General features: G+C 74.7%; 16 protein-coding genes and 1 riboswitch. Of the genes, 7 read left to right on the top strand and 9 right to left on the bottom strand.

Features of this window, described 5'->3' with window-relative positions:
• Positions 1–61: 61 nt before the first annotated feature.
• On the bottom strand, positions 62–562 hold the full coding sequence (locus ACI79Q_RS03505; RefSeq protein WP_456587404.1) for a DUF5994 family protein: 501 nt from the start codon (positions 560–562) through the stop codon (positions 62–64).
• 379 nt (positions 563–941) lie between these two features.
• A riboswitch (cyclic di-AMP (ydaO/yuaA leader) is annotated at positions 942–1035 on the top strand.
• A 20-nt stretch (positions 1036–1055) separates the two neighbouring features.
• Here ACI79Q_RS03505 and ACI79Q_RS03500 point away from each other — a divergent pair.
• Complete coding sequence (locus ACI79Q_RS03500; RefSeq protein WP_456587403.1) at positions 1056–1925, top strand: LysM peptidoglycan-binding domain-containing protein; 870 nt, start codon at positions 1056–1058, stop codon at positions 1923–1925.
• A gap of 66 nt (positions 1926–1991) precedes the next feature.
• Here ACI79Q_RS03500 and typA read toward each other — a convergent pair whose 3' ends face one another.
• On the bottom strand, positions 1992–3884 hold the full coding sequence (typA, locus tag ACI79Q_RS03495; RefSeq protein ID WP_456587402.1) for a translational GTPase TypA: 1893 nt from the start codon (positions 3882–3884) through the stop codon (positions 1992–1994).
• Positions 3885–3985: 101 nt separating this feature from the next.
• Positions 3986–4327 carry a hypothetical protein gene (locus ACI79Q_RS03490; RefSeq protein WP_456587401.1) on the bottom strand — a complete coding sequence of 114 codons (342 nt, stop codon included), beginning with the start codon at positions 4325–4327 and terminating at the stop codon, positions 3986–3988.
• Between the two features lie 66 nt (positions 4328–4393).
• On the opposite strand from ACI79Q_RS03490, the gene ACI79Q_RS03485 reads away from it, so the two are divergent.
• Positions 4394–4921, top strand: a complete 528-nt coding sequence (locus tag ACI79Q_RS03485; RefSeq protein WP_456587400.1) for a GNAT family N-acetyltransferase — start codon at positions 4394–4396, stop codon at positions 4919–4921.
• A gap of 93 nt (positions 4922–5014) precedes the next feature.
• Here the strand turns inward: ACI79Q_RS03485 and ACI79Q_RS03480 are convergent, their stop codons facing one another.
• Positions 5015–5578 (bottom strand): YceI family protein, encoded by a 564-nt coding sequence (locus tag ACI79Q_RS03480; RefSeq protein WP_456587399.1) that lies wholly within the window; start codon positions 5576–5578, stop codon positions 5015–5017.
• A gap of 88 nt (positions 5579–5666) precedes the next feature.
• Between ACI79Q_RS03480 and ACI79Q_RS03475 the strand changes: the two genes are divergently transcribed.
• Together ACI79Q_RS03475 and ACI79Q_RS03470 are read left to right on the top strand one after the other, a co-directional pair.
• Complete coding sequence (locus ACI79Q_RS03475; protein WP_456587398.1) at positions 5667–6167, top strand: MarR family winged helix-turn-helix transcriptional regulator; 501 nt, start codon at positions 5667–5669, stop codon at positions 6165–6167.
• Positions 6168–6220: 53 nt separating this feature from the next.
• Complete coding sequence (locus tag ACI79Q_RS03470) at positions 6221–6670, top strand: hypothetical protein (protein ID WP_456614166.1); 450 nt, start codon at positions 6221–6223, stop codon at positions 6668–6670.
• Between the two features lie 21 nt (positions 6671–6691).
• On the opposite strand, the gene ACI79Q_RS03465 is transcribed toward ACI79Q_RS03470, so the two are convergent.
• From ACI79Q_RS03465 to ACI79Q_RS03455, 3 genes are read right to left on the bottom strand one after another with little or no spacing between them, the layout of a single operon-like run.
• A complete protein-coding gene (locus tag ACI79Q_RS03465; RefSeq protein WP_456614165.1) occupies positions 6692–7591 on the bottom strand; it encodes an enoyl-CoA hydratase-related protein in 900 nt (299 codons plus the stop codon).
• A complete protein-coding gene (locus tag ACI79Q_RS03460) occupies positions 7588–8586 on the bottom strand; it encodes an acyl-CoA dehydrogenase family protein (RefSeq protein WP_456587395.1) in 999 nt (332 codons plus the stop codon). The genes ACI79Q_RS03465 and ACI79Q_RS03460 overlap by 4 nt, the downstream gene beginning before the upstream one ends.
• Positions 8583–9809, bottom strand: a complete 1227-nt coding sequence (locus tag ACI79Q_RS03455) for an acyl-CoA dehydrogenase family protein (RefSeq protein ID WP_456614164.1) — start codon at positions 9807–9809, stop codon at positions 8583–8585. Before ACI79Q_RS03455 ends, ACI79Q_RS03460 begins: the two co-directional genes overlap by 4 nt.
• Before the next feature lie 101 nt (positions 9810–9910).
• Here ACI79Q_RS03455 and ACI79Q_RS03450 point away from each other — a divergent pair, with 101 nt between their 5' ends.
• Entirely contained in the window at positions 9911–10564 is a 654-nt protein-coding gene (locus tag ACI79Q_RS03450) for a TetR/AcrR family transcriptional regulator (RefSeq protein WP_456587393.1), read from the top strand.
• 65 nt (positions 10565–10629) lie between these two features.
• Positions 10630–12225: a long-chain-fatty-acid--CoA ligase gene (locus tag ACI79Q_RS03445; RefSeq protein WP_456614163.1), complete on the top strand. Its 1596-nt coding sequence runs from the start codon at positions 10630–10632 to the stop codon at positions 12223–12225.
• On the opposite strand, the gene ACI79Q_RS03440 is transcribed toward ACI79Q_RS03445, so the two are convergent.
• Positions 12226–12894 (bottom strand): response regulator, encoded by a 669-nt coding sequence (locus ACI79Q_RS03440; protein WP_456614162.1) that lies wholly within the window; start codon positions 12892–12894, stop codon positions 12226–12228. It lies immediately after the preceding gene.
• Positions 12891–14078, bottom strand: coding sequence for a sensor histidine kinase (locus tag ACI79Q_RS03435; RefSeq protein WP_456587390.1), 1188 nt, complete (start codon positions 14076–14078; stop codon positions 12891–12893). The genes ACI79Q_RS03440 and ACI79Q_RS03435 overlap by 4 nt, the downstream gene beginning before the upstream one ends.
• A 192-nt stretch (positions 14079–14270) precedes the next feature.
• On the opposite strand from ACI79Q_RS03435, the gene ACI79Q_RS03430 reads away from it, so the two are divergent.
• Positions 14271–14921: a hypothetical protein gene (locus ACI79Q_RS03430; RefSeq protein WP_456614161.1), complete on the top strand. Its 651-nt coding sequence runs from the start codon at positions 14271–14273 to the stop codon at positions 14919–14921.
• Positions 14922–14946: the final 25 nt, after the last annotated feature.

Genomic DNA, 14946 nt, shown 5'->3' with positions numbered 1-14946 from the left:
GGTCGGCGCCCGCGCGTCCAGGGAGTTCGCCGGCAGCGGATCCGCCGTCGGCGGACGAGCGCTACACCGCGCGGGACACCGGCAGCGTGGGCACCTGCGGAAGGGGCGTGGAACGGGCCGCGGCGAGCACCATCTGGGGCGAGGACGGCAGGCCCCGCCGGGTGCACAGCCGCAGCGCCCGGGCGCCGGTGAGGACGTCGGTCTCCGGCGGGACGACCAGCAGGTCGGCCCGGCGGTTCCCCCCGGCCCAGGTGAGGCAGACGACCTGCGGGTCCATGCTCCGGAAGCCGCCGGCGCGGACCGTGCGGCCCAGCACCTCCAGCTTGCGGGGGGCCGGCTCCCAGGCGTCGAGGGCGTAGGTGAACCGCTCCACCCGCACACCACGCCGCTCCAGCGCCGCGATCAGCTCCGGCAGCTCCACGGCGAGGTCCCGGCTCCGCGGGAACCACGCACCGTCGAACGCCGAACCGCCCGATCCGGCGTCGGCGCGCAGGCTCACCCGGACGTCGATGCCACCCCGGAAGCCCTCGATCGCCGGAACCGTACGGGTGATCGTCGCCATGAGCGTTCGGCCGCCTTCCTCTTCCCAGGGAGCCGGGGAGACGGCTCCGAGGTCAACGTAGGACGGGTGCGAGGCGAGACTCCTCGACGGCGTGGCGGGCGCGTCGGACCGCTTCGGCCAGTCATCACGATTCGTGACCTGACGAGCACGGAGCCCGCGCCGCGGACCGTGCGCCGCCGGTACGAGCACCGCACACGGGCAGTCGGGGGCGGGCCACGGCGAGTCAGTCCGCGCGGGGCCGCCCGCGATGGAGGCTCCGCGGCCTTGCCGTCGGGGACGGCGGTCTGCCTACCGTGCTGCGTCCACCAACGGGTGGGCCCGGATGGCGGACCGCCGAACCTGCCCACCGCCACCGGACCCGTGCACACGACGGGCAGGCGCGGGGAACCCACGAGATCCTGGCCCTCGGCCTCGGGGTGAAGCCGCAGCACGCGGCCGGGCAGCTCTCGCCCGAACCCGACAGCTAACCCCGCAGGCGGCGAGAGGCTTCCCCATGCTCAAGCACCGCACGGCACGACCCGGTCGCTCCACCCGCACCTCCGCGGCGGCGGCGGCCATGGCACGTCCGGCCGTGGTCCTCGCGGCCGCCGCGGCCGCCTCCCTCGCGATCGCCGGTCCGGCACAGGCCCACCCCGGGGAGCACACGGTCGTCCCCGGTGACACGCTGGGCGGGCTCGCGGCCGCCCACGGCACCTCGTGGCAGACCATCCACGCCGACAACCTCGCCACCATCGGCGCCGACCCGAACGTCCTGCGCGTCGGGCAGGTCCTCGTCATCGGCGGATCGGGCGCCGCCCCTGCCGCCCCCGCCCCCGCCGGCGGCGAGTACGTGGTGCAGCCGGGCGACACGCTGGGCGGCATCGCCGCCCGCCACGGCACCACCTGGCAGGACGTGCACGCCCTCAACCTCGAGGTCATCGGCGCGGACCCGAACGTGCTGCGCGTCGGGCAGCGACTCACCCTCGTCGGCGGCCCGTCGGCGGCCCCGGAGCGTGCCAGCCGCGCCGCGGACCGGCCGGCCCTCGACACCGCCGCCTACGGCGCGTGGGAACCGCACGTGCGCCCCGCCGTCGCGGAGGTCGCCGCGGAGTTCGGCATCCCGACGGTGCTCACCCGCCCCGGCCACAGCCCGTCGGAGGGCCGCGCCGCCGACTTCATGGTCTACGACGACCGGGCCACGGGCGACGCGCTCAGCCAGTACGTCATCGACAACGCGGCGCGCCTCGGCGTCGAGTACGTGATCTGGCAGCAGCAGATCGCCGGGACGTGGACGGGCTGGGCCTGGCAGCCCATGGAGGACCGCGGCTCCCCCACCGCCAACCACATGGACCACCCGCACGTGGCCTTCGTGCCGGCGCCGTAACGGCCCCATGACGCAGCGAGCCCCTGCCCGGATCACCGGGCAGGGGCTCGCTGCGTCATGGGCGGATCAGCTGGGCTTGGGCTTGCGGTTCTTGGCCTTGCCGCGCTCGGTCTGGTCGAGCACCACCTTGCGGATGCGGACGCCGGCCGGCGTGACCTCCACGCACTCGTCCTCGGCACAGAACTCCAGCGCCTGCTCCAGGTTGAGGATCCTCGGCGGGATCAGCCGCTCCAGCTCCTCGGAGGTGGACTTGCGCATGTTGGTGAGCTTCTTCTCCTTGGTGATGTTCACGTCCATGTCGTCCGGACGGGAGTTCTCACCCACGATCATGCCCTCGTAGACCTCGGTGCCCGGCTGGACCATGAGCTGGCCACGCTCCTGCAGCGAGAACATCGAGTAGGTCGTCGCCACGCCCTGGCGGTCGGCGACCAGCGAGCCGGTCGGCCGGGCGCGCATGTCGCCCAGCCACGGCTCGTAGCCCTCGAGGTTGCTGTTCAGCACGCCGGTGCCGCGGGTCTCGGTCAGGAACTCGGTGCGGAACCCGATGAGGCCGCGGGAGGGGACGACGTACTCCATCCGCGCCCAGCCGGTGTCGTGGTGCACCAGGTTCTCCAGCCGGCCGCGGCGCACCGCGAGAGCCTGGGTCAGGGTGCCGACGTACTCGCCGGGGGTGTCGATGGTGACCCGCTCGACGGGCTCGTGCAGCTTGCCGTCGATCTCCTTGGTGACGACGGTGGGCCGGCCGACGGTGAGCTCGAACTCCTCGCGGCGCAGCTGCTCGACGAGGATGGCCAGCGCCAGCTCGCCACGGCCCTGCATCTCCCAGGTGTCGGGGCGGTCGGTGGGCAGCATCCGCACGCTGACGTTGCCGACCAGCTCCTGGTCGAGGCGGTTCTTGATCAGGCGGGCGGTGAGCTTCTTGCCCGACTTGCCCGACAGCGGCGAGGTGTTGATCCCGATGGTGATCGAGATCGAGGGCTCGTCGACGGTCAGCGGGGGCAGCGGCCGCGGGTCGTTCGGGTCGGCGAGGGTGTCGCCGATCATGATGTCCTCGATGCCGGCGATGGCGACCAGGTCGCCGGGGCCGGCGCTCTCGGCCGGCGTCCGGGTCAGACCCTCGGTGACCAGCAGCTCGGTGATCTTGACGTTCTTGATCGTGCCGTCGACCTTGCACCAGGCGACCTGCTGGCCGCGCTTCATCTCACCGGAGTGGATGCGCAGCAGCGCCAGGCGACCCAGGAACGGCGAGGCGTCGAGGTTGGTGACCTGCGCGCGCAGCGGCTCCTCGGCGTCGTACTCCGGCGCCGGGATCGTGTCCAGCAGCGTCTTCACCAGCGGGCCGAGGTCCGGACTGTCGGGCACGGTGCCGTTCTCGGGCTTGGTCAGCGACGCCTGCCCGGTGCGGCCGTTGCAGTAGACGATCGGGAACTCGAGGGCGTCGGCGTCCATGCCGGCGTCCTCCATGAGCTCCATGAACAGCTCGTAGCACTCGTCGACGACCTCTTCGATGCGGGCGTCGGAGCGGTCGGTCTTGTTGACCGCGAGGATGACCGGCATCCCCTTGCCGAGCGCCTTGCGCAGCACGAAGCGGGTCTGCGGGAGCGGGCCCTCGGAGGCGTCGACCAGCAGCACGACTCCGTCGACCATGGAGAGGCCGCGCTCGACCTCGCCACCGAAGTCGGCGTGGCCGGGGGTGTCGACGATGTTGACGACGACGGGGTTGCCGTCCTCGTCCGCCAGGCGGATCGCGGTGTTCTTCGCGAGGATGGTGATGCCGCGCTCGCGCTCGAGGTCCATCGAGTCCATCACGCGGTCCTGCGTGGAGTCGTTGTCCGTCCCCTCGCCCTTGGCGCGGCCGAGCGCGCCGGCCTGGCGGAGGAGGGCGTCGACCAGGGTCGTCTTGCCGTGGTCGACGTGGGCGACGATCGCCACGTTGCGCAGGTCGTTGCGGGTGGGCATGCGGAAGGGCACCTCGGGAGCTCGGGGGCGCGCCGCGCGGACGCGCGCGGGCATCAGGTCAACAGCCTTCGGGGCCCCGACCTTCCCTACACTCTAGGTGCTCAGCGCGCGGACACCGCCTCTCGCTGCTTGTCGACCACCCCGTAGGTGGCCCCGGCCGCGGCGACAGTGACCAGACTCACCGCGAACCAGGCGGGGAGACCGGCGCCCAGGGCGAGCACGTGCGCGAGCACGAAGGCGCCGACGTAGAGGGCGGCGAGCCCCGCGGTGACGGCGGGGCCCCGCCGTCGGGCGGCGATCCAGGCGGCACCGATCCCACAGGCGGCGAACACCGCGCCGCCGAGCGCCCGGACGCCGGTGCCCTGGGCGATGCCGAAGCCGGCGGCGAGGCCGACGGCGACCAGGAGCGAGGCGGGGATCCGGGCGAGGGCGGAGGTCGACATGTCCCCCAGTGTCCCTGTCGAGGAGTCGACCGCGGCGCCGCCCGGCCGCCTGGCATGGTCGCGGGGGTGTACGCACGGACCCGCCTCCTGGCCCTCGACGACGCCCCGGTCCTCACCCACCTCGTCCGCGCGGACCGGGAGTTCCAGGCGCCCTGGGAACCGGCCCGCGACGAGCGGTGGTACACCGAGGCGGGTCAGCGGACCGACGTCCGGGCGGCCCTCGAGCGGCACGACGCCGGGCTCGCGCTCCCCTGCGTCATCCTGGACGACTCCGGCGCGGTGGTCGGGCGGATCACGCTGAACAACGTCGTGCGCGGGGCCTTCCAGTCCGGCAGCCTCGGCTACTGGGTCGCCTCGGCCGCCAACGGCCGCGGGCTGGCCACCCGCGCCGTCGCCGAGATGCTGCGCCGGGCGTTCACCGACCTCGCCCTGCACCGCGTGGAGGCCGGCACGCTGCTGCACAACGCGGCGTCCCAGCGGGTGCTCCGGCGCAACGGGTTCGAGCGGTACGGGGTGGCACCGCACTACCTCCGGATCGCCGGGCGCTGGCAGGACCACGTCCTGTTCCAGGTGCTGAACCCTGCGATGGCGTAGCCCCCCGACCGACGCAGAGGGCCCCGGACGGCGAACCGTCCGGGGCCCTCGCGACGTGCTGGAGCGGCCCCCTGCGCGGGGGCAGAGGGGTCCTTACGCGGTGCGGAGCACGGCCTCGATCTCGAGCTCGACGTTGATCTTGTCGCCGACGACGACACCGCCGCCGTCCATCGGCATGTCGATGTCGACGCCGTACTCCTTGCGGGAGATCTCGGTCTTGGCGCTGAAGCCGGCGCGGGTGCCGCCGTAGGCGTCCGGGCCGAAGCCGTTCAGCTCGAGCGCCAGGACGACCGGCTTGGTGATGCCCTTGATGGTGAGGTCGCCCTCGACGGTCCAGTCGGCACCGTCGGTCTTCACGGCGGTGGAGCGGAAGGTCATCACGGTGTGGTTGCCGACGTCGAAGAAGTCGGCGGACTTGATGTGCGCGTCCCGCTGCTCCTGCCGGGTGTCGATCGAGTCCATGTCCACCGTGGCGGTGACGCTGGACTGCGTCGGGTCCTCGGCGGTGACGATCTCGCCGGAGAACTCGCGGAAGTAGCCGCGGACCTTGCTCACCATCATGTGGCGGACGGAGAAGCCGACGGTGGAGTGGCTGGCGTCGATGTCCCAGGTGCCGGCGATGTAGCCGGGGATCTGGACGCTGGTGCTGCTGGTCATGGTGCCTCCCTGGTGGTCCTGCGTGGCGGTGCGATGTCTGGCGTCAGCGTAGTTGAGCGCTTGACTATTCCGCCAGTATCCTGTGCCCATGACCATGTCGGTGTCGTCGGAGTCCCTCCCCACGGGTGAGCCGCGCTGGCTCGATCCCGAGGAGCAGAAGGCGTGGCGCGCCTGGCTCTACAGCGCCCAGCTCCTGCTGGACCGGCTCGACCGCGAGCTCAGCCACCGCACCGGCATCTCGCACGCCTACTACGAGATCCTCGTCGCCCTCTCCGAGGCGCCCGAGCGCATGATGCGGATGAGCGAGCTGGCCGACCGGTGCCTCTCCTCCCGGAGCCGGCTGTCGCACGCCGTCTCGCGGCTGGAGGAACGCGGCTGGGTGCGCCGGCAGGTGTGCGCCGAGGACGGGCGCGGCCAGCTCGCCGTCCTCACCGACGAAGGGTTCGCCGCCCTGGAGGGTGCGGCGCCGGTGCACGTCGAGGGCGTCCGGCGCGAGCTGTTCGACCAGCTCTCCCCCGCGCAGGTGGTCGCCATGCGCGACCTCGGCGAGACGCTGCTGCGCCACCTGGACCCGATGCGGATGCCCTGAGGCGCCCGGCCTCGTCGCACCGGCCGACCCCACGACGCCCCTAGGGTCTCCTCATGGAACCGCGCAGCAGGAGGACCGCCCTCGTCGCCGGCACCGTGCTGCTGCTCACCGGATGCGGCGGCCCGGCAGCACCCGAGCTCGCCGTGCTCGACCGGTCGGCGACGGCCGAGGACGCCGTCCCGGACGGCGTCGAGGTGCCGGAGGGGGTCGACGACCTGCGTCACGTCGCCGAGGCGGACGGCGCTCAGGTCTACGCCGGCCGGGGCGCGGCCGACCACCCCTGGTGCGTCGTGGTGCTCGTGGGCTCCGTCGAAGGCGAGAACTGGGTGACCGGCTCGTCCTGCACGGACGACGACACCTTCGCCGAGCGAGGAGTCTGGGTCGAGGTGGGCGGCGCGGACGTCGAGCGCGGCGCCGCGACGCTGTTGCCGGACGACTTCGACGGCGAGCTCCGACCCAGTTGGGAGATCGCCGGGCCGAACCTGGCCCTGCCCACCGAGTAGCCACCGAGGTGGGCGGGCCTGCTAGGCGCGCCCGACGTCGTCCGGGGGCAGCGGCCAGCGCGGCACGCCCGCGACGGCGCTGTCGGGCAGGCGGCCGGGGAAGCGCGGCGGCCGCTTCTCCAGGAAGGCGGCCACCCCCTCGGCCGGGTCCGGCCCCTCCCCCAACTCGACCAGCGCCCGGGACTCCGCGCGGTGGGCGTCCCAGGGCGAGGACGCACCGAGCATCGACCAGAGCAGCTGCCGGGCCGCGCCGACGGCGACCCCGCTGGTGTTCGCCACGATCTCCTGGGCCAGCCCGTAGGCGGTCGGCAGCAGCTCGTCGTCGGGCACCACGCGGGACACCAGCCGGCCGCGCAGCGCCTCCGCGGCGTCGAACACCCGCCCGGTCGCGACCCACTCCATGGCCTGGCTGATGCCCACCACCCGGGGCAGGAACCAGGAGGACGCCGCCTCGGGCACGATGCCGACGCGACCGAACACGAACCCGAAGCGCGCCGACTTCGCGGCGATCCGGACGTCCATGGGCAGGGTGAGCGTCGCGCCGATGCCCACGGCCGGGCCGTTGACCGCAGCGATCACCGGCTTGCGCAGCGCGGCGAAGGGCAGCGAGGCCACTCCCCCGGCGTCCCGGGGGAAGCCACCGATGTCCTCGCTGAGCGGACCCGGCGGCCGCTCCCGGGTGCGCCGGTCGGAGAAGGTGTCCTTTCCGCCGCCGAGGTCGGCCCCGGCGCAGAACGCCCGCCCCGACCCGGTCACGACCACCACGCGGACGTCGTCGTCGGCGTCGGCGGCCGCCGCCACGCGGGCGAGCTCGTCGGCCATCGTGAGGGTGAACGCGTTGAGCCGGTCCGGCCGGTGCAGCGTCACCGTCGCGACGCCGTCGGCCACCTCGTACCGCAGCTCGGTGAGGTCGCCGGTCATCGCCCCGCGCCCAGGGCTCCGGTGACGGCGAGCCGGGCGACGGCGTCGAGGTGCTCGGCCTCGTCCCCGAGCAGCAGCCGGTCCACCTTCGCCCGCCGCCAGTACAGGTGCGCGTCGTGCTCCCAGGTGAACCCGATGCCGCCGTGCACTTGGATCAGGGTGCTGGCGGCGCGCTCGAAGGTCGCCGCCGCGCATGCCTTGGCCGCCGCCGCCGCGAGCGGCAGCTCCGCGGGGTTGCAGTCGGCCGCCCACGCCGCCCACCAGACCAGGGAGCGCAGCTGCTCCACGCCGACCCAGGCGTCGACCAGCATGTGCTTGATCGCCTGGTAGGAGCCGATCCGGCGGCCGAACGCCTCCCGCTCCTGGGCGTAGGCCACGCCGAGCTGCACGCACCGCTCGGCGCCGCCCAGGTCCTCCGCGGCCATGACGACCGCGCCCACCTGCCGGGCGCGGGCCCACAGCTCGCCGGCGTCCGGGGTCAGCACGCGGCGGGAGGTCAGCCGGACGGAGGCCAGCCCGCGGGTGGCGTCCAGCGGGCGGCCGGGCACGACCTCGCCCTCGCCGACGACCAGGTCCGCACCGTCCAGCCCCAGGAACAGGGTGGCGTCCGCGGCGTCGACCGACGGCGCGGAGCCGTCGACGGCCCCGTCCAGCACGGCGAACCCCGTCGACCCGTCGGCCAGCTGCGCGGCCAGGTCGGGCGCGTCGCCGAGCAGCACCGCGGCGCGGGCGGCGGTGACCAGCGAGGGCGCGGCCAGGACTGCGCCGCCCTGCTCGGCCACGACGGCGAGGTCCAGCAGCGGGCGCCCGGAGCCCCCGGCGGACTCCGGGACCGTGATGCCGAGGAAACCGATGTCGGCCAGCGCCTTGCGGCCGGGTTCCAGCCCGCCGCCCTCCAGCCCGGCGCGCGCGGCGGCCGGCGAGGCGTTGCCCCGGTAGAAGTCCCGGGCGCCGTCGGCGATGTCGCGCTGGTCGGCGTCGAGGTCGAAGTTCATCGCGTCCCTCCCGAGAAAGGCCCGGCCTTGTCGCTGCGCGGCTCCGGCGGCAGGCCCAGCACCCGCTCGCCGAGGATGTTGCGCAGCACCTGGTCGGTGCCCCCGGCGATGCTGATGCCGGGCAGCCACGACTGGGTCCGCTGCCAGCGGTCGTCGCCGTCGGCGGTGGCGGCGTACACGGCCTCGTCGCCCAGCAGCCGCACCCCGGCGTCGGCCATCAGCAGACCGGCCTCGGTGCCGGCGAGCTTCCCGGCACTGGCCTCGGGCCCCGGGATGCCGCCCTGGCTGAGCACGGTCAGCCGCCGGTACCCGGTGTAGCGGGCGGCGAGCGCCGCGACCACCGCCCGCCCGACCGCCTGGCGGGCCAGCACCTGCCGCTCGGGGTCCAGCCGCGGCAGCCGCTCCCGCGCGTGCTGGGCGAACTCCTCCACCGGCGCCCCGATGGCGCCACCGGCTCCGCCGATGGCCACCCGCTCGTTCATCAGCGTGGTGAGCGCGACCCGCCACCCCTCGCCGGGCTCGCCGAGCCGCTCCGAGTGGGGGATGCGGACGTCGTCGAAGAAGACCTCGTTGAAGTCCGCCTGGCCGCCCATCTGGCGCAGCGGGCGCACCGTCACGCCCGGGGCGTGCATGTCGATGACGAACATGGTCAGTCCGGCGTGCTTGGGCTTCTCCGGGTCGGTGCGGGTGAGCAGGATGCCGAAGTCGGCGACGTGCGCCAGCGTCGTCCACACCTTCTGCCCGTTGACGACCCAGTCGTCGCCGTCGCGGACGGCGGTGGTGCGCAGCGCGGCGAGGTCCGAGCCCGACGCCGGCTCGCTGAACAGCTGGCACCACACCTCGTCGGCGCGCAGCAGCGGGGCGAGGTAGCGCTCGCGCTGCTCCTGGCTGCCGTGAGCGATGACGGTGGGCCCGCACATGCCGATGCCGATGTGGTTGATCAGCCCCGGCACCCGGGCCCGGGCGAGCTCCTGGCCGACGATCGCCTGCTGCACGAGCGTGCCGCCCTGCCCGCCGTACTCCCGGGGCCAGGTGACGCCGACCAGGCCGGCCTCGGCGAGCACCCGCTGGGTGCGGCGCATCTCGGCCTCGTGGGTGCGGGCGTCGATCCCCTCCTGCCCCGGCGCGAGGTGCAGCAGCTCGCCGGCGTGCTCCTCGAGCAGGGCGCGCACCCGCGCCCGGTACTCGGCCTCGTCGGGGCTGTCGTCGAAGTCCACGGGCACGCCTCTCGTCGGTGAGTGGGTCGGCCGCAGCGTGACAGTCGTCACCCGGAACGGTCAACGGTGACTGTTCCGGGCCCCGCACACGGCCTACTGTTCCGCGGATGAGCGCCGAGCCCGTCGCCGGCCGCGCCGCTGCCGGGCCCCGCTCGCGCTCGGAGCGGACCGCCGACAGCCGCCTGCTGATCCTCGACGCGGCCGTGGCCTGCCTGGTGGAGGACGGGTTCGCGGGCGCCTCGACGCTCGCCGTCCAGGCCCGGGCCGGGGTCTCGCGCGGCCGGCTGCTGCACCACTTCCCCTCCCGCGCCGAGCTGCTCGTCGCCGCCGCCGAGCACCTGTCCACGACCCAACTGGACGAGGTCCGTCGCCGGGCCGCCGCGCTGATGGAGGACGAGCCGACCGGGCGGGAGCGGGTGGAGCGGGCGATCGACCTGATGTGGGCGACGTTCCAGGAGCCCCCGTTCTGGGCGGCGATGGAGCTCTGGACGGCGGCGCGCACCGACCCCGAGCTGCGCGCGGCCCTGCGCGGGGAGGAGCGGCGGCTGCGGGCGTCCATCGCCGCGGTGGCCGACGGTATCTGGGGGCCGGAGATCGCCGGCGCCGCCACCTACGCCGACCTGTGCGAGCTGCTCTTCACGAGCATGCGGGGCGTGGCGCTCGTCTACGCGTTCGAGGACCGGCCTGCCGCCACCGACCCGCACCTGGCCCTCTGGAAGCGCCTCGCCGCGCGGCTGCTCGCCCTCGACAGTCAGGGTTGACCGCTCCGTCGTCGGTCGCCACCATGACGCAGATCACACCCGCGTCGGACGTCGAGGAGCAACCCGTGACCGTCGAGATCCCTCCCCTGCAGGGCCGGGGCATGACCCTGAGCGACCAGCTGGCCCGCTGGGCCCGCGCGACACCGGACTCGACGGCGCTGCGCTTCGAGGGGACGGGGCGCAGCTACGCGGAGCTGGACGAACGCGTCACCCGACTGGCCGGGGCGCTGCGGCAGCGCGGGGTCGGCACGGGTGACCGCGTCGCCGTCCTGACCCTCAACGGCATGGAGGGGTGGGAGTCCTACCTCGCCGGCGTCCGGCTGGGCGCGATCGTCGTCCCGGTGAACTTCCGGCTGGTGGCCGACGAGGTCGCCTACGTGCTCACCGACTCCGGCGCCGTCGCGCTGGTCGTGGACGCGCCGCTGGCGGAGGTCGCCGCCAAGGCGCGCGAGCAGGCGCCGGACGTCGCCGCCGCCCTGGTGGTCGGCGGCGGGGACGCCGGCCCGGGCAGCGAGGACTACGAGACGGCGCTCGCCGCCGCCGGCGCCGACCCGCTCGACGTCGTGGTCGACGAGGACGAGCCGGCGTTCATCATGTACACGTCGGGCACGACCGGCCGCCCCAAGGGCGCGGTGCTCACCCACCGGAACCTGCTCCTGCACGCGTTCAGCCAGATCACGACGCTGGGCTGGGACCCCGACGACCGGGTGGGCGTGCCCGGCGCGCCGCTGTTCCACATCGCGGGCCTCGCCGGCGGGCTGCCCCCGCTGCTCCTCGGCGGCGTCCACGTGATCATCAAGTCGGGCGCCTTCGACCCGGCCGCGACGCTGGACATGATGGAGCGGGAGAAGGTCTCCAGCATCTTCCTCGTGCCCGCGATGTGGGCCGCCGTGCTCGCCGTCCCCGACCTCGCCTCCCGCGACCTCTCGTCGCTGCGGCGGGTCTCCTGGGGCGCGGCCCCCGCCTCCACGACGCTGCTCCGCGCGCTGATCGACGCCTTCCCGCAGGCGGAGGTGATCACCGCGTTCGGCCAGACCGAGTGCAGCCCCGTCACCTGCCTGCTGCGCGGGGAGGACTCGGTGCGCAAGATCGGCTCGGTCGGCACGCCGATCCTCAACGTCGAGGTCCGGGTGGTCGACGAGGCGATGGAGGACGTCCCGCGGGGCGAGGTCGGCGAGATCGTCTACCGCAGCCCGATGGTGATGAAGGAGTACTGGAACAAGCCGGAGGCGACCGCGGAGGCCTTCGCCGGCGGCTGGTTCCACTCCGGCGACCTGGTGCGCCAGGACGAGGACGGCTACTTCTACGTCGTCGACCGCAAGAAGGACATGATCATCTCCGGCGGGGAGAACATCTACTGCGCCGAGGTGGAGAACGTCCTGGCCGCCCACCCGAAGGTCGCGGAGGTCGCGCTGATCGGCGTCCCCGACAGCCGGTACGGCGAGGCGCCGCTGGCCGTCGTCGCCCCGCGCGACGTGGCCGACCCGCCCACCTCCGAGGAGCTCGGCGCCTGGTGCCGCGAGCGGCTGGCCCGCTACAAGAACCCGCGGGAGTACTCGGTGGTCGGGGCGCTGCCGCGCAACCCGAGCGGCAAGGTGCTCAAGACCGCCCTGCGCCAGGAGCACTCGGCGGGCTCCCTGGTCGCCGAGCCGGTCGTCTAGTCAGTCGGCCTGCCCGGGACGCACCAGCCCCGACTCGTAGGCGACCACCACCGCCTGCACCCGGTCCCGGACCCCCAGCTTGGCGAGCACGCGCGCCACGTGGGTCTTCACCGTGCCCTCGCCCAGCACGAGGCGGTCGGCGATCTCGGCGTTGGACAGGCCCCGGGCGACCAGCCGCAGGACCTCCTCCTCGCGCGCGGTCAGCCGGTCGAGGCCGGGTGCCCGTGCCAGGGTCGGACCGACCCGCCGCACGTGGTCGTCGAGCAGGCGGCGGAGCAGGCTGGGCGCGAGCAGCACGTCACCGGTACCGGCCGAGCGGACGGCGGCGACCAGCTGCTCGCGCGGCATCGACTTGAGCAGGAACCCGGCCGCCCCGGCGCGCAGGGCCTCCACCAGGTGCTCGTCGGCGTCGAACGTCGTCAGCATGACCACCGCCGTCGCCACCGCGGGGTCGGCGCAGATGCGGCGGGCGGCCTGGATGCCGTCCAGGCGGGGCATCCGGACGTCGACCAGCGCGACGTCGGGGTGCAGCTGCCGGCACAGGCCCACGGCGTCGACCCCGTCACCGGCCTCCCCGACGACCTCCAGCCCGGCCTCGGCCTCCAGGATCATCCGCAGCCCGGCCCGCACGAGGGCCTCGTCGTCGGCCAGCAGCACCCGGACGCTCATACCGCCGCATGCTCCGGCACCGGGACCGGCAGCACCGCGCGGATGGTCCAGCCGGTGCCGTCGGCCCGCGGCCCGGCGGTCAGGCAGCCGTCGAAGAGGGCCACGCGCTCCCGGAGACCCAGCAGGCCGTGCCCCGCCCGCCCGGGATCGCCGCCTCCCGGGCCGTCGTCGGACACCTCGACCGTCAGCGCCTCGGCGGCGAACTCCAGCACCACGCTGATCGGCGCGCCGGGGGCGTGGCGGAGCGCGTTGGTCAGCGACTCCTGCACGATCCGGTAGGCGGTCGCCTCCACGGCGGCCGGCAGCGGGGGCACGGCGCCGTCCGCCGTCATCTCGACGTCCCGCCCGGCCGCGCGCGCCGCCACGACGAGCTCTTCGATGGCGGCGATCGAGCCGGGCAACGGGTCCGCGGGCCCTTCCTCCGGGTGCTCCCGCAGCACGCGCAGCATCCGGTGCAGGTCGTCGAGGGCCGTGCGGCCGGACGCGAGCACGACGTCCAGCGCCCGGGCCGTGGCCGGCTCCCGAGCGCCCAGGCTGGCCTGCGCGGCCTCGGCGTGCAGGAGCATCAGCGTGACCCCGTGCCCGACGACGTCGTGCATCTCGCGGGCGATCCGGCGGCGCTCGGCGGCCAGAGCACCCGCCCGCTCGGCCTCCTGCCGGCGCTCGCGTTCCCGCGCCGCGACGGCCTCGCGCTCGGCCGCGACCGCCCGGTCCAGCCGTTCGCGGGCCAGCCGGGCGAACACCCAGACGACGACCGGGATCGCCATGTTGGCCACCTCGTCCGCGGCGTTCACCGGTCGGTCGGCGACGAACGGGTAGACCTGCACGGCGGCCAGGACGGCGAGCAGCCCGAGGACGGCGTCCCGGCGGCGGTCGGCGTACTGGGCCACCGAGTAGGTCAGGACGAGGACGGCCACGAAACCGGCGACGGCGGGCGCCTCCCCCAGGACCGTCTGGAAGGCGAGCCCCGCTGCGCCGACGACGGCGGCACCCACCGGCCTGGCACGCCGCGCCACCAGGCTCGCCGTCATGACGGCGAAGGCCACGTGCTGCAGGCCGCGCGGACCGCCGAGCTCGTCGGCCGCGAGCAGCTCGACCTGACCGGCGACCGTGAGCCCGACGGCGAGCACGCCGTCGCGCACCGGCACCGGGAGGGCCCGCCACCTGCTCAGCACGCCTCGCATGGCGGGCAGCGTAGGACCGTTCCGGCGCCCGGCGGGTCCCTCCGACGACCGATGCGGGGTCTGCCTCGCGGGGGATGCCCCGGCGACGCCCCGACCCCGGGATCGGCCCGGAGAGGGACGGCGTGCCGGGCCGCGGCCGCCAGCGTGGGCCCGACGGCGCGGACCGCGCGCCCACCACCAGGAGGAACCGCCATGACCACGTCCACGTCCACCCCCACCGCCACGGCCACCAGCGACCCGGCCGGGGTGCAGCACGGCTCACCCGTCCCGGCCGTGGCCGGCATCGGCGCGCTGGGCGCCTTCGCCGCGGCCGCCGTCGTCCTCGGCGACCCGCTGGCGGGGGCCGGGAACGCCCAGGAGGCCGCGGCGGCGCTCGGCAACGCACCGGTCACGCTCGCCGCGACCCTGCTCGGCGGTTACGCACTCCTCGCCACCGCGGTGGCCGGCGCACTGGCCCGGCGGCTGGGGCGTTCCGGCGAAACCGCGGCCGTGCGGCTGCTGCCGGTTCTCGGCGCCGGCCACGTGCTGCTGCTGGCCGCGACCTTCACCTCGCTGGCGGCGGCGGTGGTCGTGGGCACCCGGGTGCTGGGCGGAGGGGTGACCCCGACGGGCGCGGAGACAGGGCTGATCGTGATGAACGTCGTCCACCCGATGGCCGCCTGGGTGGGAGCAGGGTTCCTCATCGCCGTGGCGGTGGCCGCCCGCGGCACCTCCCGTGCGCTGACGATCGTCAGCGCCGTCTTCGCCGCGGGTCTTCTGCTGCCCCCGGTGGGCTGGGCGGTCACCTACCTGATGGCCTTCTGGTTCGCGGGCGTCGGCGTGTGGCTCTGGCGCCGGCACTGAGGCCGGTTCGCGGCACGACGGTCCG

Source organism: Blastococcus sp. SYSU DS0828, from assembly GCF_054050975.1.
This window is presented reverse-complemented; position numbering and strand designations above follow the sequence as displayed.